Annotated in this window: 15 protein-coding genes, 1 other RNA gene and 1 pseudogene; 13 read left to right on the top strand and 4 right to left on the bottom strand. The window is 66.1% G+C overall.

Annotation, left to right across the window (positions count from 1 at the left end):
- Positions 1-100 precede the first annotated feature (100 nt).
- A complete protein-coding gene (locus G8O24_RS37650; RefSeq protein ID WP_188107571.1) occupies positions 101-1,900 on the top strand; it encodes an ABC transporter ATP-binding protein in 1,800 nt (599 codons plus the stop codon).
- A 79-nt stretch (positions 1,901-1,979) separates the two neighbouring features.
- Positions 1,980-3,377, top strand: coding sequence for an MATE family efflux transporter (locus G8O24_RS37655; RefSeq protein WP_188107572.1), 1,398 nt, complete (start codon positions 1,980-1,982; stop codon positions 3,375-3,377).
- 55 nt (positions 3,378-3,432) lie between these two features.
- Here the strand turns inward: G8O24_RS37655 and G8O24_RS37660 are convergent, their stop codons facing one another.
- Complete coding sequence (locus G8O24_RS37660) at positions 3,433-4,176, bottom strand: sulfite exporter TauE/SafE family protein (RefSeq protein ID WP_188107573.1); 744 nt, start codon at positions 4,174-4,176, stop codon at positions 3,433-3,435.
- Positions 4,177-4,404: 228 nt separating this feature from the next.
- On the opposite strand from G8O24_RS37660, the gene G8O24_RS37665 reads away from it, so the two are divergent.
- Positions 4,405-4,665, top strand: a complete 261-nt coding sequence (locus tag G8O24_RS37665) for a hypothetical protein (RefSeq protein ID WP_188107574.1) — start codon at positions 4,405-4,407, stop codon at positions 4,663-4,665.
- Positions 4,666-4,672: 7 nt separating this feature from the next.
- Here G8O24_RS37665 and G8O24_RS37670 read toward each other — a convergent pair whose 3' ends face one another.
- Entirely contained in the window at positions 4,673-6,043 is a 1,371-nt protein-coding gene (locus G8O24_RS37670) for an aminotransferase-like domain-containing protein (RefSeq protein ID WP_188107575.1), read from the bottom strand.
- A gap of 49 nt (positions 6,044-6,092) precedes the next feature.
- Between G8O24_RS37670 and G8O24_RS37675 the strand changes: the two genes are divergently transcribed.
- Positions 6,093-6,554, top strand: a complete 462-nt coding sequence (locus G8O24_RS37675) for a DUF983 domain-containing protein (RefSeq protein ID WP_188107576.1) — start codon at positions 6,093-6,095, stop codon at positions 6,552-6,554.
- A 75-nt stretch (positions 6,555-6,629) separates the two neighbouring features.
- Positions 6,630-7,343: an alpha/beta fold hydrolase gene (locus G8O24_RS37680; RefSeq protein ID WP_188107577.1), complete on the top strand. Its 714-nt coding sequence runs from the start codon at positions 6,630-6,632 to the stop codon at positions 7,341-7,343.
- Positions 7,344-7,477: 134 nt separating this feature from the next.
- Here G8O24_RS37680 and rnpB read toward each other — a convergent pair.
- Positions 7,478-7,894, bottom strand: an RNA gene (gene rnpB / locus G8O24_RS37685) — RNase P RNA component class A.
- A gap of 150 nt (positions 7,895-8,044) precedes the next feature.
- Here rnpB and G8O24_RS37690 point away from each other — a divergent pair.
- Both G8O24_RS37690 and G8O24_RS37695 read left to right on the top strand, forming a co-directional pair.
- On the top strand, positions 8,045-8,395 hold the full coding sequence (locus G8O24_RS37690; protein WP_188107578.1) for a YciI family protein: 351 nt from the start codon (positions 8,045-8,047) through the stop codon (positions 8,393-8,395).
- On the top strand, positions 8,395-9,630 hold the full coding sequence (locus G8O24_RS37695) for an RNA polymerase sigma factor (RefSeq protein WP_188107586.1): 1,236 nt from the start codon (positions 8,395-8,397) through the stop codon (positions 9,628-9,630). Before G8O24_RS37690 ends, G8O24_RS37695 begins: the two co-directional genes overlap by 1 nt.
- Before the next feature lie 5 nt (positions 9,631-9,635).
- Here G8O24_RS37695 and G8O24_RS37700 read toward each other — a convergent pair whose 3' ends face one another.
- Positions 9,636-10,418, bottom strand: coding sequence for an N-acetylmuramoyl-L-alanine amidase (locus G8O24_RS37700; RefSeq protein WP_188107579.1), 783 nt, complete (start codon positions 10,416-10,418; stop codon positions 9,636-9,638).
- Between the two features lie 505 nt (positions 10,419-10,923).
- On the opposite strand from G8O24_RS37700, the gene rsmH reads away from it, so the two are divergent.
- From rsmH to G8O24_RS37730, 6 genes and pseudogenes are all read left to right on the top strand, one after another.
- Positions 10,924-11,913: a 16S rRNA (cytosine(1402)-N(4))-methyltransferase RsmH gene (gene rsmH, locus G8O24_RS37705; RefSeq protein WP_188107580.1), complete on the top strand. Its 990-nt coding sequence runs from the start codon at positions 10,924-10,926 to the stop codon at positions 11,911-11,913.
- A gap of 3 nt (positions 11,914-11,916) precedes the next feature.
- On the top strand, positions 11,917-12,309 hold the full coding sequence (gene ftsL, locus G8O24_RS37710) for a cell division protein FtsL (RefSeq protein ID WP_188107581.1): 393 nt from the start codon (positions 11,917-11,919) through the stop codon (positions 12,307-12,309).
- A complete protein-coding gene (locus G8O24_RS37715) occupies positions 12,306-14,060 on the top strand; it encodes a peptidoglycan D,D-transpeptidase FtsI family protein (protein WP_188107582.1) in 1,755 nt (584 codons plus the stop codon). The genes ftsL and G8O24_RS37715 overlap by 4 nt, the downstream gene beginning before the upstream one ends.
- 42 nt (positions 14,061-14,102) lie before the next feature.
- Complete coding sequence (locus tag G8O24_RS37720) at positions 14,103-15,854, top strand: peptidoglycan D,D-transpeptidase FtsI family protein (protein WP_188107583.1); 1,752 nt, start codon at positions 14,103-14,105, stop codon at positions 15,852-15,854.
- 83 nt (positions 15,855-15,937) lie between these two features.
- Positions 15,938-17,410: a UDP-N-acetylmuramoyl-L-alanyl-D-glutamate--2,6-diaminopimelate ligase gene (locus tag G8O24_RS37725; protein WP_188107584.1), complete on the top strand. Its 1,473-nt coding sequence runs from the start codon at positions 15,938-15,940 to the stop codon at positions 17,408-17,410.
- Positions 17,407-17,705, top strand: a pseudogene (locus G8O24_RS37730) (UDP-N-acetylmuramoyl-tripeptide--D-alanyl-D-alanine ligase); the annotation flags it as partial. The gene G8O24_RS37725 and the pseudogene G8O24_RS37730, both read left to right, overlap by 4 nt.

Here is a 17,705-nt window from a genome sequence, read left to right on the forward strand (position 1 = left end):
TTCCCAAGCCAAATCCAACTTTCAGTGACGCCGTCTCGGCCCTCGCGGCCGCTATGCGTCTACATGGAGCCGGTCCGCGTCAAGGCGGCCGGATGATGTCATGACCGCCCTGTCAAAAATGCCCGCGGCTATTCGCGTGGTCCTGCCTTTCGTGTTCCGGCACTGGCTCAAGCAGCCGGGGCGTACGCTTGTCGTCGTCGGCGGCCTGCTCGGGGCGACGGCTGCCGACCTGTTCATGCCGGTGTTTTCGGGGCATCTGGTCGATGCCTTGACGCGCGGGCCGTCCGATCTCGATGCGCGCCACGCCGCGCTGGTCGCATTCGGCGCCATCGTGGCGCTGGGCGCGGCCTCGATGGTGCTGCGGCTCGCAGGGCTGCAGGCGATCGTGCCGTTCACGCTGAAGATCATGTCCGACGTGGCGCAGGACGCGTTCCTGCGCGTGCAGCGCTTCTCGACCGACTGGCACGCCAACTCCTTCGCCGGCTCGACCGTGCGCAAGATCACGCGCGGCATGTGGGCGCTGGACCTGTTGAACGACACCATTTTGCTGGCGCTGCTGCCGTCGCTGATCGTGTTGATCGGATCGATGATCCTGCTCGGCGTGCACTGGGCTTCGCTTGGCGCCGTGATCGCGCTCGGTGCGGCCGCCTATGTCACGATGACGGTGCTGTTCTCGACGCGCTACATCGCGCCATCCGCGCGCGTCTCCAACGCCTGGGACACCAGGGTCGGCGGCACGCTGGCGGATGCGCTGACATGCAATGCGGTGGTGAAGTCCTTCGGGGCCGAGGCGCGCGAGGATGCGCGGCTGGCCCGTGTCATCAAGCGCTGGCGCACGCGCGTGCGTCGCACCTGGTTCCGCTACAACTACACGGCCATGGCGCAGCTTTCGCTGCTGCTATGCCTGCGAGGATCCGTGATCGGTGGCTCCGTGCTGCTGTGGATGTCCGGGCATGCCTCGCCCGGCGACGTCACCTACGTGCTGACCAGCTACTACGTCATCCACGCCTATCTGCGCGACGTCGGCATGCACATCAACAACCTGCAGCGTTCGGTCAACGACATGGAGGAGCTGGTGGGGATCCATGACGAGCCGATCGGGATCGCGGATGCCGCCGATGCGCGGCCCATCGCGATCGAAGGTGGCGAGATCGTGTTCGACGACGTCACCTTCCATTATGGCGGTCATCGCGCGCCGCTTTACGACGGGCTGTCGGTCAGGATCCGGGCCGGCGAACGCGTCGGCCTCGTCGGCCGCTCCGGCTCCGGCAAGACGACCTTCGTCAAGCTGGTGCAACGGCTTTACGACGTCACCGGCGGTCGTGTGCTGATCGACGGGCAGGATATCGCATTGGCCACGCAGCAATCGCTGCGCAGCCAGATCGCGATCGTGCAGCAGGAACCGATCCTGTTTCACCGCACGCTTGCGGAGAACATCGCCTATGGCCGGCCCGGCGCCAGCCTGGAAGCGATCGAGCAAGCGGCGCGGCTGGCGAATGCGCACGACTTCATCCTGCGCCTGCCGAAGGGCTACGGCACCCTGGTCGGCGAGCGCGGCGTCAAACTGTCGGGCGGCGAACGGCAGCGCGTGGCGCTGGCGCGCGCCTTCCTGGCGGATGCGCCGGTGCTGATCCTGGACGAGGCGACCTCGAGCCTGGATTCGGAATCGGAGGCGCTGATCCAGCAGGCGATGGAGCGGCTGATGAAGGGCCGCACCTCGATCGTGATCGCGCACCGGCTGTCGACGGTGCGCAGCCTCGACCGTATCCTGGTATTCGACCGCGGCGAGATCGTCGAGCAGGGTACGCATGCCGTGCTCGCGGGCAAGCCAGGGGGCATCTATCGCAGCCTGTTCGAGCGCCAGGTCGTGGAGCTCGGGCATATCGCAGCAGCGGAGTGAGTCGCGCGACGGCGGGGCGAAAGCCCTGCCGTCGCATCGCCAAGCAAATCGCCAAGCAAACCGTCAAGGCGGACATGAGATGAAAGACCTGACGCGTGGCTCCATCGTGAGCCACATCGTGAGCATGGCGCCACCGATCGTAGCAGGCATGATCACGATCATGATCTGTCAGCTGGTCGATCTGTACTTCGTCTCCGGGCTCGGCGAGGCCGCGGTCGCCGGCGTCGCTGCGGCCGGCAACGCCGGCTTCCTCGTCAATGCATTGATGCAGATGCTCGGCGTCGGCACGGTGGCGCTGATCGCGCACGCCGTGGGCCGCAAGGATCGCGACGATGCCAACATCGTCTTCAATCAGTCGGTCGTCCTGTCGGTGCTGGCTGGTCTGCTGACGCTGCTCGGCGGCCTTGCGCTGGCGCGCCCCTATATGGGCGCGATCTCGGTCGATGCCGCCACGATCGATGCCGGCGCCACCTATTTTTACTGGTTCATGCCGGCGCTGGCGCTGCAATTCATCACGCAGGTGATGGGCGCTGCGCTGCGGGCCACCGGCATCGTGCGGCCGAGCATGCTGGTGCAGGTGCTCGCCGTGCTCATCAACATCGCACTGGCGCCGGTCCTGATCTCGGGCTGGGGCACCGGACACGCCTACGGCGTCGCCGGAGCGGGCCTTGCAAGCTCGATCGCCGTGTTCATCGGCGTGCTGATGCTGCTCGGCTATTTTCTCAGGCTGGAGCGCTACGTCGCTTTCCATCCGGCGCAATGGCGGCCGCAATTGCGGCAATGGAGAAGGATCCTCAATGTCGGCCTGCCCGCCGGCGGCGAGTTCGTGATGATCTTCATCTTCATGGCGGCGGTCTACTATGTGCTGCGCGACCTTGGTCCGGCGGCTCAGGCGGGATTTGGCATCGGCACGCGGGTCCTGGGCTTGATCCAGATGCCGGCGCTTGCCGTCGCCCTCGCGGCGGGACCGATTGCCGGCCAGAATTTCGGCGCGGGCAACCACGAGCGGGTGCGGGAGACTTTCGTCAAGGCGGCACTGATCGCAACGGCCGTCATGGTCGCGCTCACGATCCTCGTGCAGCTCGCGCCCGGACTGTTCCTCGCCAGCTTCTCGAACGATGCGGAGACGATGAGGGTTGCCCTGCTGTTTCTGAAGATGATCTCGCTGAACCTGGTGGCGCAGGGACTGATCTTCGTCTGCTCCAGCATGTTCCAGGGCCTCGGCAACACCAAGCCGGTGTTGTGGAGCTCGGCGACGCGCGTGCTCACCTATTCCTTGCCGGCGATCTTTCTGTCGACGCGGCCGGGTTTCCGGATCGAGTATGTCTGGTATCTGTCGAATGCGGCGACCACGCTGCAGGCGGTCCAGAGCCTGTGGTTGCTGCGTCGCGAGTTCAGGAAACGCCTGGCGATGCCGAAAGCCGCCGAGCCCGCCAGCACCGAGCCCATCGTGCCTCTCGCACGCGAGCCTGCGTAGCGCGGCTTGTTCGCCCGGGCGGCTCCAGGGCCGCCCGCTGGCGACAAGCGAAGGGCTACAGCGTGCCGATGCTGTTCCAGACCAGGGTGGCGCCCGACAGGAACAACAGCCCGAGCACGACATCGCCGAAGTGCTTGTCGCTGAGGGCGTGGTAGACGCGCGCGCCGGCCCAAGCGCCGATCAGCGTGCCCGGGAATGCGACCATCGCGAGCCAGACCACCTTGAACGCGACGAGGCCCGAGGCGGTCTGTAGCAACAGCGCCGTCGCAAGCACCGTGAAATTGAACAGCTGGAAGATGCCGCGCCGCTCGTGCTTGTTCCAGCCGCGGATGTTGGCCCACAGGATCGGCAGCGGTCCGGACAATCCGGCGAGCCCGCCCAGAATGCCGCCGGCAAAGCCGATGGCGCCGTCGGCAAGGCGGCCGCCGAAGGTGATGGCGAGCGGCTTCTTGTTGAGATACAGCGCGCTCGAGAAGATCAGGATCAGCACACCGACGCTGAGCTTGAACACTTTTGGATCGGCGGAGGCGACCAGCGTGGTCCCGATCGGCACGCCGATCAGCCCGCCGATCAGGAACGGCCACACCAGCGACAGGTCGAAGCTCTTCCACATCGACGGCAGCGTCGAGGTCTGCGCAATCACCGAGCAGATCAGAACCAGAGGCACCGCGAGCGAAGGTGGCAGCACGTAGAGCCAGATGCCGAGCGCCATCAGTGCCGTGCCGAAGCCGGCCAGCCCCGAGACAAATCCGCCGGCCAGCGCGCCGAACAGGAGCAGCGCGTAAGTGAGCATTTCCACCGATGACTTCCTGTCGTTGCCGGCGATGCCGAACCCGTGATCGCCTCACGGCGCATAGCACAGATGCGGCATCGAAGGTCAATTTCAGAACCGCACGCAAGCGTGATTCCGAATGACGGGCATTCCGGGAAGGCGCGCCTAGATCACGGAGGTAGAGAAATTCGGCGGGTGGCCGCGCGCCACGCAGCATTTCGATCGGCCAGACCCCGCGAGATGATGGAGATGACCATGACCCGCACGCGTATTGTCGTTGCGGCCGCGCTGGTGTCGGCGGCGTCCCTGATGCCGACAATGGCGCAGGCGCAGTTTTCCGAGCCCGCGGCCTATCAGGCCGCCCATCCCGACCGCGACGTTCTGAACGGCGGTCAACTCACGCCGGCCGGGCGCGCGGCCCGCGGCGAGCCGGCGATTTCGAGCGATGCTTACGCGGCCTATCCGTCGCCCGCTGTACCTGTTGTCCGCACCCGCCATCGCCGCCAACGTCGATGAGCATTCGCTAGACGATCTGCCTGATTTCGGCGGGCTTGCGCAGCGCGCCGGCGAGGATGCGCAGCGCCTCGGCCAGTTCGGATCTGTTGCGAGCCGCGCCGAGCGAGACCCGCGCCGCATGCGGCGGTGTTCCATCGACCGCGAAGGCGTCGCCCGCGACGATCGCGAGCCCGTTGCGCAGCAGATGCGCCGCGATGTCAGGTCGCCCCTCCGGCAAGTGCAGCCACAGATGATGCGCGGCGGGTTTCGCTTGGAACCGAAATCCCTTCAATGCACGCTGCGCCAGCTGCTGGCGGCCGACGGCCTCGTTGCGGATCGCGGTGATGATGCGGTCGGCGATGCCGCTTTCGAGCCAGTGCGTCACCAGCGCGACCATCAGCGGTGCCGGCATTTGCACGGTGGCTTGCAGATGGCTGCGCATCTGAAGCTGCGCGCCGGGGTGGGGCGTCAAGAGATAGGCGACCCGCAGCGCCGGCGCGATGCATTTCGACAGTGTGGTCGCGAGATAGGTCCGCTCCGGGATGAGGTTGGCAATTGGCGAGGCCGCTCGGTCGAGCAGCCCGTAGGCATCGTCTTCGATCAGGACGGTATCGGCATCGCGGACGATCCGGGCGATTGCGCTGCGTCGCTCGGGGGACAGCGTCGCCGTGGTCGGATTGTGCAGCGTCGGAATGAGATAGACGGCCTTCGGCTTGTGCGTGCGGCAGGCTTTCGCCAGCGCATCGGGCAAGATGCCGCCGTCGTCCATGGCGACGCCGACGAGCTTGACGCCAAGCTGAGCCGCAGCTGCCTTGATGCCGGGGAAGGTGACGGCTTCCGTGAGCACGACGTCGCCCGGCCGCGCCAGATGGGCGAGCAGATTGAACAGGATGGTCTGCGCGCCGGGAAAGATCACGAGATGGTCGGCGTGCGCATGGGGAACGCGGCCGCGCATCCAGCGCGCGGCGACCTCGCGCTCATGCGCGCTGCCGCCCGGCGGCTGGTAGTTGAGATACGCGGTCAGTCCTGACTGCGCGCGAATGGCCTCAAAGCCGGCGATGATGCGTTCGTCGAGCTGCGCCTCCAGCGGATGCGGCGGCACGTTCATCGAGAGGTCGATCGTAACAGGATGCGGCAGGTCGACGGCGCGTCGGGCGCTGGTCTCCGACACGAACGAGCCCTGGCCGACTCGGGCCTCCATGATGCCGCGGCGCCGCGCCTCGGTGTAGGCGCGCGTCACCGTGGTGAGGTCGATGCCAAGCGCCTTGGCGAGGGCGCGCTGCGTCGGCAATTGCTGGCCGCGCACCAGGCGGCCGGCGGCGATGTCGGCCTCCATGGCCTCGACGATGCGCTGGTAGCGCGGCCCTGACAGCTCCGAGATTGTAGGGGTCCAATCCATGCAATTTACGCCCATATCCTTTGAATGTATGGATGCAGGATATTATTGTATGGATCATCAGAACGGAAGAGGTGTCGTCATGGCGACCGGTTCAGTTTCCCTGGCAAGGGCGATGTCGCGCGGTTTTCGCGGCAAGTGCCCGAACTGCGGCGAAGGGCATGCGTTCGGCCGTTTCCTGAAAGTGGCGGACGCTTGCGATCATTGCGGCGAGGAGCTGTTCCACCAGCGCGCCGATGACTTCCCGGCCTATCTCGTGATGGTCGTGGTCGGCCATTTGGTGGTGCCGGCGATCCTTGCGATCGAAACCGCGTATGCGCCGCCGGTCTGGTTGCAACTCGCGGTGTGGCTGCCGGTGACGCTGTTCTCTTCGCTGGCGCTGCTGCAACCGACCAAGGGCGCCATCGTCGGCCTGCAATGGCAGATCGGCATGCATGGCTTCGAGGCGAGCAAGCTGCGGCGCGAGGCCGGCCAGCTTGCGCCCGTGCTGGTGAAGGCGCCGCGGGTGGCCTGAAACAGGTCGCGGCGTTTACATCGCGCCGCTGCCGGCTACACTCCATCGCATCAAACAAGAACGATGGAAACGCCGATGACCGCACGTGCAAAAACCTTCCTGATTTGTCATGGCGCGTGGTCCGGCGGCTGGTCGTGGCGGAAGATGCATCCGCTGATGGCGCAGGCCGGGCACCGGCTGATCACGCCGACCTACACGGGGCTCGGCGAGCGCGCGCATCTCGCCACTCCAGCGGTCGATCTCGACACGCATATCCAGGACATCCTCGGCGTCATCAAGTTCGAGGATCTCGACGACATCGTGCTGCTCGGCCACAGCTATGGCGGCATGGTCGCCACAGGCGTTGCCGATCGCGCGCGCGAGCGCGTGAGGCAACTTGTCTATCTCGACGCCTTCGTGCCGCGCGACGGACAGTCGCTGTTCGATCTCAACGAGGGCGGACGCGAGCCGATGCGCAAGGCCGCAAGCGCGGGTGACGGCTACCGCATTCCGCCGAATCCGCCGCCGCCGGATACGCCGCAGGTTGATCTCGACTGGCTCAACGCGCGCCGCATCAACATGCCGATCAAATCTTTCGAGACGAAGCTGAAGCTTCTGCACGGCGAGCCTGCGGTGCCGCGCAGCTACATCTATTGCAAACGCATCCCGCCGGGCGACGTCTTCGGGCAATTCGCGAAGCGCGCGAAGAGCGAGGAGGGCTGGCGCTATTTCGAGCTCGACGCCAGCCACGCACCGAACGTCACCGCACCGGAGGCGTTGATGGGCGTGCTGAATGAGATCGTTGCGTAACCCATAGTCGTCATTCCGGGGCGGATCCCGGGTTCTCGCTTCGCGAGCCCCGGAATGACACCATTTGAATGGTTGGCGCTCGTGCCAAAATTGGTGAGGGGCCCGGCGCGTTTGCGCCAGACCCCTCGTTGCAAGATATCAGCCGGCCTGTAAGCCGGGTTCTGTAGGGCACCGCCTGCTTGCGCAGACGATACGTGACGGCCATTCCTCTGGGACCATGTTTGCACATGGCCTCGAGCAACCTACCCGGACGGCGGGCCTGACATCGCCCCGCGGCGTTATCGCTTTCGCGAACAGCCCGCTAAGCCGTCCCTATTCGGTTTTGCTCCCGGTGGGGTTTACCATGCCGGCCCCGTTGCCGGCGCCGCGGTGCGCTCTTACCGCACCTTTTCACCCTTACTTCCTCCGAGGAGGGAGCGGTTCGTTCTCTGTGGCACTTTCCCTGGGGTCGCCCCCGCCGGACGTTATCCGGCACCGTATGTCAAGGGAGCCCGGACTTTCCTCCCCGGCGGCCTTTCGGCGCCTGCCGGAGCGGCCGTCCGGCCGACTGACCGACAAGGCAATGGGCATTTGTGACGGTTTCGTCAAGCCAAGATCGCCGCGCACGCGGCGCGGCAAATAATTTATCCTGAACATGTCGTTCAACGTGTGCCCCGTTCGACTGGATGTCGGCGATCCAGCCGAACAACAGGAGTTGAGCCATGCAGTATCTGCTGCTGATCTACCGAAGCGAAGCGGAAATGAGCAAGATGACCCCCGCAGACCGTCAGGCGATGTCGGCGGAATACGGCACCTACACGCAGTCCATCGTCCAGAGCGGCCATTTCAAGGCCGGTGACGGGCTGCAGCCGAGCACGACGGCAACGACGGTGCGCGTGCGCGACGGCAAGACCTTGACGACCGACGGTCCGTTTGCGGAGACGCGTGAGCAACTCGGCGGCTACTATCTGGTCGAGGCCAAGGATCTCGACACTGCGATTGCGCTGGCGGCGCGGATCCCGGGAGCGAGGGACGGCTCGATCGAGGTCCGGCCGGTCATGATCTACAAGTGATCGCGGCCACCGACATCGACAAGATCTTCCGCGACGAGGCGGGGCGGGCGCTGGCCACCCTGATCCGCCTCGTCGGTGATTTCGATCTCGCCGAGGACGCGCTCCAGGATGCTTTCGCGGTTGCGCTCGAGCGCTGGTCGGCGGACGTGCTGCCGGACAATCCGCGCGCCTGGCTGGTCAATGTCGGCCGCAACAAGGCGATCGACCGTATCAGGCGCCAGGCCGCTTTCCGCGATAGGCAGCAGGCGCTCGCGCACGAACTGGAGCTCACTGCAGACACACCGGCCGAACCGCCGGCGATGCTCGACGACGACATGCTGCGGCTGATCTTCATCTGCTGCCATCCGGCCTTCGCAGCCGAGGTCCAGGTTGCATTGACGCTGCGCACGGTCTGCGGCCTGTCGACAGCGCAGGTCGCGCGCGCGTTCCTCGTCGGTGAGGATGCGATGGCGCAGCGTCTGGTCCGCGCCAAGCAGAAGATCAGGCTCGCCGGAATTCCCTATGAAGTGCCCGAGCGCGAGGCGCTGGCGCCACGGCTCGACGGCGTGCTCGCCGTGATCTATCTCGTCTTCACCGAAGGCTATGTCGCAACTTCGGGCGCGGATCTGATGCGCCCCGATCTCGCGACTGAGGCCATCAGGCTCTGCCGTCTGCTCGACGGGCTGATGCCCGATCGCGCCGCGATCAAGGGCTTGCTGGCCCTGATGCTGCTGCACGATGCGCGCCGCGCCGGCCGCGAGACGGCGGCCGGCGATATCGTGCTGCTGGAAGAGCAGGACCGCACGCTCTGGGATCGCACGCAGATCGAGGAGGGGCTGCGTCTCCTCGACGATGCGTTGCGCGGGCCGGGCCGGCCGCAGGCTTACGCTGTGCAGGCCGCGATTGCCGCGCTGCATGCCCGTGCGCCGAGTTTCAACGAGACCGATTGGCCGCAGATCGCCGGCCTCTACGAAGTGCTGCTGCGCATCAGCCCGTCTCCGGTGATCGAGCTCAACCACGCGGCCGCGATCTCGATGGTCGACGGCCCGGCGCGCGCGCTTGATCTCGTCGACGCGATCACCGCGCGGGGCGGGCTGGATGGCTACGAGCTGCTACCAGCGGTGCGCGCGGATTTGCTGCGGCGGCTCGATCGGAAAGGGGAGGCGCGCGAGGCCTATGCTCAGGCGACGGCGGCGACGCAGCTGGAGCCGTTGCGAAGGCTGTATGCGCGGCGGGTGCGGGAAATGGGCGACTAGATCGGTCACTTCGAGGCGACGTTCGTCTCATCCGTCGGCAGGCTCGCCAGCAGCGCCTGCAGGGTCGACAGCGTCGAGTGATCGGCGACCCCATCCAGGCGTGCCGGGCGGAAGTGGCGCTGGAAGGCGGTGACGACTTCCATCGTCGCTGCGTCGTATTTGCCTGACAGCGGCACGCCATAGCCATATCGGGCGAGCGCCTGCTGCAGGCTCAGCACCTCGTCGCTGATGGTGCCGAGCATCAGCGTTTCGCCGCGCACGACCGGCGCCGGCGTGACCCAGTGACCGACGCCGGAATTGGCGAGGGAATGCCAGGGAAATTTCTCGCCGGGATCCTTCTTGCGTGCCGGCGCGACGTCGGAATGACCGAGAACGCGCTGCGGCAGGATCTTGCGACGGAGGATGATGCCACGGCACAGCGCGATCACGGCGGCGATCTGGCGCAGCGGATATTCCGGATAACCCCAATCGTGGCCGCGATTGATGATCTCGATCCCGATCGAGCAGGAATTGATGTCATCCTCGCCGGCCCAGGACGAGACACCGGCGTGCCAGGCACGCCGCGCTTCGGGCACGCATTGCACGATGCGGCCGTCTTCCAGCACGACATAATGGGCCGACACTTCGGTACCGGCCGTGCACAGCCGCGCCAGCGCGCCCTCGACGTCGGGCATGCCGGTGTAGTGCAACACGATCATGTCAGGCTGCCGGCCCTTGTTGCGCTCGCCGTGATTAGGGGAGGGAATGATGTCGGAGACGATCGACGAATCCGGCTCGAACGTCCGCATGTTCGCCGCGGCCTTAGGAACCGGGAGAACGCGCTGACGCTTCGAATCAGTACCAGATGGCGTGGACGGACCGGACGGCATAAACGACTCAGGTCGGAGGTGGGCCAAGCCCTTCTCTTTACTATTCCTTTACCCTCCGGTCCGCGCAATCGCGGAGGTCGGTTAACGCAAGCATTTTGGGCCAGTGTGTGGATGACGCATCACCGTTCCCCGACCTTTTCGAGATGTAACGAACCGGTCAACGCTTTCTTAACGCTAAGCGCCGTTACTGAGGGGTGAAGAGCCGACCCGCGTCCGGAGGCGGCCAAAACCGTTTTTGGCTCGAAATCCCATGGTTGCCCGACATATTCCGCTGGGAACACCGGGTTTGCCGCCTGGGACGACCGGGCGCGGTACGCATGCTGAACTGGGGCTTGGTCGTGGAACCGCCGCGACGCGGAATTATTCGAGGCGTGATGGGCTGCTTCGCCCCCGATTTCACCCGTCCATCTGCCGGGCGCAACGCATGAGCGAGGCGCCTCACATTCCCGTGCTTGGCGTCGAGGCGATCGCGCACCTCGCGCCGCGCGAGGGCGGCCTCTATGTCGACGCCACGTTCGGCGCCGGCGGCTACAGCCGTGCCATCCTCGACGTGCCGGGAACCCGCGTCATCGCCATCGATCGCGATCGCACGGCGATCGCCGGCGGTGCCGAGCTGGTTTCGCGCGCCGCCGGCCGCCTGACGCTGGTCGAGGACCGCTTCTCCAATCTTGCCGAGGTCTGCGCCACCCAAGGCGTCGATGCGGTCGACGGCGTCGTGATGGATGTCGGCGTGTCCTCGATGCAGCTCGACCAGGCCGCTCGCGGCTTCTCGTTCCGCCTCGACGGCCCGCTCGACATGCGGATGGGACAGACCGGGCCGACGGCCGCCGACGTCGTCGCGCGCGCCTCCGAAAGCGATCTTGCCGACATCATCTATCTCTTCGGCGAGGAACGGCATTCGCGCCGAATTGCCCGCGCCATCGTGGCCGACCGGCAGCAGACGCCGTTCACCACCACGCGCGCACTCGCCGATCTGGTCGGCCGCGTGGTGCGTTCCAAGCCCGGCGAGATTCATCCGGCGACGCGGACGTTCCAGGCCCTGCGCATCTTCGTCAATGAAGAGCTCGAGGAACTTCAGACCGCGCTCGCGTCCGCCGAGCGCGTGCTCAAGCCCGGCGGCCGTCTCGTCGTGGTCTCGTTCCACTCGCTGGAAGACCGCATCGTGAAGAATTTCCTCGCCGAGCGTTCAAAGACCGGTGGCGGCTCGCGGCACATGCCGGAAGTCGCGCAGACCGCGCCCAGCTTCCAGCTCCTGACGCGCCGTCCCGTGATCGCCGGCGAGACTGAGGTCGCGCACAACCCGCGCGCCCGGTCCGCCAAGCTGCGCGCCGCCGAGCGGACCCCGGCGCCCGCCCATGCCGACGATGCGCCATCGTCCTGGCCAAAACTCTCCGACGTGATGAGGGGAGGCTAGCACATGCGCTTCGTCCACCTCCTCGTCATCGGCGCGCTGATCTTCGCGGCGGCCTATGTCTACCGGATCAAGATGGACTCCACCGCCCGCACCGAGAAGGTGCTGCGGCTGCACGCCGAGATCCGCGAGCAGCGTGATGCGATCGCTCAACTGCGCTCCGAATGGGCCAAGCTCGACGCACCCCTGCGCCTGCAGGGGCTGGTCGAGCGGCATCTGCCGCTCAAGCCCGTCAACGGCACGCAATATGATTCACTGAAGAACCTGCCGGACCGTCCGCCGCGGATGTTCAGGCCCGGCGAGCCCGACCCGATCGGGGCCATGCTCAACACCATTGAAGCCGCGAGTGATCCGGACACCGTGACGGGCTCCGTGCCTCAGCCCGAGGGCAAGCCATGAGTCCGGCGGCGCCCGCGAAAGCGACCGAGAGGCCGATCGAACCTTGGCGGCAGCGGCTGATCCGCAGCCTGCTGTACGGACGCAATGTCGATCGCGCCGCGAAGGCGCGCGCGCGCGTTGGGCTCGCAATGCTCGCCTTCGCCGCGATCTACGCCCTGATCGGCGGCCGGCTCGTGATGTTCGCGATCGGCGCCGATGCCCACAGCGCGCGGCGCGCCGCGGCGCAGGAGGTGGTCGCGACGGCGCGGCCCGACATTGTCGACCGCAACGGCGCGATCCTTGCGACCGACGTCAAGGCGTCCAGCCTGTTCGGCGAGCCGCGCCGCATCATCGACAAGGACGAGGCGATCGAGCTTCTGACCGCGACCGTGCCCGATCTCGACGAAGCCGAGGTGCGCGAGCGCCTAAGGACGCGCAAGGGCTTCGTCTGGCTCAAGCGCGAGATCACGGCGAAGCAGCAGCAGGACATCCATAAGCTCGGGATTCCCGGCATCGGCTTCCTGCGCGAGAACAAGCGCGTCTACCCGACCGGCAACGAGGTCGCCCACCTCATCGGTCTCGTCAACATCGACAACCAGGGCATCGCCGGCATGGAGAAGTGGCTCGACAATCAGGGCCTCGCCGATCTCCACCGCGCCGGCTTCGCCATCGACCGCCTGCAGCAGCCGATCGAGCTGTCGGTCGATCTGCGCGTCGAGCATGCGCTGCGCGACGAGCTGCTGAAGGCCAAGGAAAAATTCCACGCCAAGGCGGCCTCGGGTCTCGTCACCAACGTCAACACCGGCGAGATCGTGGCCATGGTCTCGGTTCCGGATTTCGATCCCAACAACCCGAAGGAAGCTCACGACCCTGATCGCATCAACCGCCTGACGACAGGCGTCTACGAGATGGGCTCGACCTTCAAGGCGTTCACGCTGGCGATGGCGCTCGACACCGGCAAGTACGGTCTCGATTCGCTGTGGGATGCGCGCGGACCGCTGCACTACGGCAAGTTCGCCATCCATGACGACGAGCCGAAGGGCCGCTTCCTCACCATGAAGGAGGTGTTCACCTTCTCCTCCAACGTCGGCGCAGCGCGGATTGCGTTGTCGCAGGGCGTGGAAGCGCACAAGGCGTTTCTGCGCAAGATGGGCCAGCTCGAGCGGTTGCGCACCGAGCTGCCGGAAAGCGCCTCGCCGATCCTGCCGCGACGCTGGAGCGAACTCAACACCATCACCATCGCGTTCGGCCACGGCATGGCGGTCGCGCCGCTGCAGGCGGTGATGGGCGTCAGCGCGCTCGCCAATGGCGGCCTCCTGATTCCCCCGACCTTCCTCAAGCGCTCCGAGGAGGAGGCGCGGGCGATCGCCAAGCGCGTAATCAAGCCCGAGACGTCGGACAAGATGCGGTTCCTGATGCGGTTGAACGCCGAGATCGGGACGGCACGCAAGGCGGACGTGAAGGGCTATTATATCGGCGGCAAGACCGGCACCGCCGAAAAGGTGGTGAACGGCCGCTACGCCAAGAAGCGGGTGCTGACGGCGTTCACTGCGATCCTGCCGGCCGACAAGCCGAAGTACCAGCTCCTGATCATGCTCGACGAGCCGCAGCCGCTGAAGGAAACCTACGGCTTCATCACCTCGGGCTGGAACGCCGTCCCGACCGCGGGCAACGTCATCACCCGTATCGGACCGCTCCTCGGCATCGAACCCCGCTACGATCTGCCGCCTGCGGACCGCCTTATTCTCGCAGCAGCCAGGACACCCCAGTAATCAATCGGTATCGGGCTCCGTGCCTCAGCCCGAGGACAAGCAATGAGCGCTGTTTCGGCCAAAACCAACGAGCGCCCTGCAGAACCCTGGCGCCAGCGTCTGATCCGCAGCCTGCTGTACGGGCGCAATGTCGATCGCGCCGCGAAGGCGCGGGCGCGCGTTGGCCTCGCAATGCTCGCCTTCGCCGCGATCTACGCCCTGATCGGCGGCCGGCTCGCGATGTTCGCGATCGGCGCCGATGCCCACGGCGCGCGGCGTGCGGCATCGCAGGAGGTGGTTGCGACGGCGCGGCCCGACATCGTCGACCGCAACGGCGCGGTCCTCGCGACCGACGTCAAGGCTGCGAGCCTGTTCGGCGAGCCGCGCCGCATCATCGACAAGGACGAGGCGATCGAGCTTCTGACCGCGACCGTGCCCGACCTCGACGAGGCCGAGGTGCGCGAGCGCCTGAGGACGCGCAAGGGCTTCGTCTGGCTCAAGCGCGAGGTCACCGCCAAGCAGCAGCAGGACATCCACAAGCTCGGCATCCCCGGCATCGGCTTCCTGCGCGAGAACAAGCGCGTCTATCCGACCGGCAACGAGGTCGCCCACCTCATCGGTCTCGTCAACATCGACAACCAGGGCATCGCCGGCATGGAGAAATGGCTCGACAATCAGGGCCTCGCCGATCTCCACCGCGCCGGCTTCGCCATCGACCGCCTGCAGCAGCCGATCGAGCTGTCGGTCGATCTGCGCGTCGAGCATGCGCTGCGCGATGAGCTGCTCAAGGCGAAGGAGAAGTTTCACGCCAAGGCGGCCTCGGGCATCATCTCCAACGTCAAGACCGGCGAAATCGTTGCGATGGTCTCGCTGCCGGACTTCGATCCCAACAACCCGAAGGAAGCGCACGATCCTGATCGCATCAACCGCCTGACGACAGGCGTCTACGAGATGGGCTCGACCTTCAAGGCGTTCACGCTGGCGATGGCACTCGATTCCGGAAAGATCAATCTGAACTCGTCGTGGGATGCGCGGGGCAACCTGCACTACGGCAAGTTCACGATCCACGACAGCCACTCGCTCGGGCGTTTCATCAACACCAAGGAAGTATTCACCTACTCGTCCAACATCGGTGCCGCCCGGATCGCACTCGGCCAGGGGGTGGAGGCGCACAAGGCGTTCCTCGCCAAAATGGGCCAGTTGACGCGGCTGCGCACCGAGCTGCCGGAGAGCGCGGCGCCGCTGGTGCCGCGGCGCTGGGGTGAATTGAACACGGTGACCATCGCGTTCGGCCAGGGCATCTCGGTGGCGCCGCTGCAGGCGGTGATGGGCATCAATGCGCTGGTGAACGGCGGTTACCTGATTCCGCCGACCTTCATGAAGCGCACCGAAGAAGACGCGGCGGCGTTGGCCAAGCGCGTCATCAGGCCGGAGACCAGCGACAAGATGCGGTTCCTGATGCGGCTCAATGCCGAAATCGGCACTGCCAAGAGCGCCGACGTCAAGGGCTATTATGTCGGCGGCAAGACCGGTACGTCCGAGAAGGTCATCAATGGTCGCTATGCCAAGAAGCGGGTGCTGAACTCCTTCACCGCGATCATGCCCTGCGACGATCCGAAATATCAGATCCTGATCATGCTGGACGAGCCGCAGGCGCTGCCCGAAACGCATGGTCAGATCACCTCGGGCTGGAACGCGGTGCCCACCGGCGGCAAGGTGATCGAGCGGATCGCGCCGCTCCTGGGCGTCGAGCCGCGGTTTGACCTGCCGCCTGCGGACCGCCTTATTCTTGCAGCATCCAGGACAACCCAGTAATCAATCCGGGTGGCCATCGCCGGTGCTGATTCGGCTTTTCCTGACGATTCGGCTCTCTGGCGCGGCATGTCGATTGGAAGACCATGAAGCTGCGCGAACTCTTAGGTCAGGATGTTTTGGGCAACGATGCCGCAATCGAGCCCAGTGTGGCGGCGCTCGAGGTGACCGGCGTTGCGCTCGACAGCCGCGTGGTCAGGCCGGGCGAACTCTTCTTCGCGCTTGCGGGCAGCAAGACCGACGGCGCCCGCTTCATCGATGCGGCCATTGCGGCCGGCGCGGCGGCCGTGGTCGGCGATCACACGCCTGACGGCTGCAAGGTGCCGTTCATTGCCGTTGCCAATCCGCGTCGTGCGCTGGCGCTGGCCGCGGCAAGATTTTTCCCGGCGCAGCCCGCAACGATCGCGGCGGTCACGGGAACCAGCGGCAAGACCTCGGTTGCCGCGTTCACGCGCCAGATCTGGGAACGGCTCGGACATGCCTCGGCCAGCATCGGCACCATCGGCCTCGTCGCGCCGAAACGCACCGTCTATGGCTCGCTGACGACGCCGGATCCGATCGCGCTGCACCGGCAGATCGACGAGATCGCGCGCGAGGGCGTGACGCATCTGGCGTTCGAGGCATCTTCGCACGGTCTCGATCAATACCGCCTCGATGGCGTGCGGGTTTCCGCCGGCGGCTTCACCAATCTCTCGCGCGACCACATGGATTACCATCCGACCGTCGCGCATTATCTCGCAGCCAAACTCAGGCTGTTCCGCGAGCTCGTGCCGCCTGGTGGCGCCGCCGTGATTTCGGCCGATCACGATTGCTCGGCGGAAGCGATCGATGCTGCGAAGGCGCGCGGTCTGCACCTGATGGCGGTCGGTCGCAGCGGCGACGGGGCAGGCGAGGGGATTCGTCTCGTCGATGCCGTGGTCGAGGGCTTTGCGCAGAAGCTTACGCTCGAACATCGCGGCAAGCCTTATGCGGTGCGGCTGCCGCTGGTCGGCGAATTCCAGATCGAGAACGCGCTGGTGTCGGCTGGCCTAGCCATCGGCACCGGAAGCGACGCGGCCGATGTGTTCGCGAGCCTCGAACATCTCGAAGGCGCCAAGGGCCGGCTCGAGCGCGTCGGCGAGCGCAACGGCGCGCCTGTTTTCGTCGACTATGCGCACAAGCCCGATGCGCTGGCGAAGGCGTTGCAGGCGCTGCGTCCGTATGCGAAGCGCAGATTGATCGTCGTGTTCGGCGCCGGTGGCGATCGCGATGCCGGCAAGCGTCCGATCATGGGGCAGATCGCGGCGGAGAACGCCGACCGCGTCATCATCACCGACGACAATCCGCGCAGCGAGAAGCCGGAAGCCATTCGTGCCGCGATCCTCGCCACCGCCAAGGGCGCGCGCGAAATCGGCGACCGCGCGGCCGCGATCCGCGCCGCGATCGACGAGCTGGAGGACGGCGATGCGCTGCTCGTCGCCGGCAAGGGCCACGAGACCGGGCAGATCGTCGGCAGCGAGGTGCTGCCCTTCAGTGATCACGAGGCGGTTGCCGCCGCATTAGCATCGAGGGTCGCATGAGCGGGCCATTGTGGACGGTTGCCGAAGTGGCGCGCGCGCTGGGCGTAACGGGATCATTCCCTGATACCCCGATCGACTTCGTCACCCAGGACAGCCGCCTGGTGAAGCCGGGCAGCCTGTTCGTGGCCCTGTCAGGCACGCCGAGCGGCGGCTTCATCTCGGCCTTCGCCAGCGCGCGCGACGGCAGGGAGTTCGCCGACAAGGCGGAAGCCTCGGGCGCGGTGGCGATGATCGTGCCGCACGAGATCGCGGGCATCGGCGTGCCGCAGATCGTCGTGCAGGATACGCTGATCGA

This window comes from Bradyrhizobium campsiandrae (assembly GCF_014529705.1).
GTDB lineage: Bacteria > Pseudomonadota > Alphaproteobacteria > Rhizobiales > Xanthobacteraceae > Bradyrhizobium > Bradyrhizobium campsiandrae.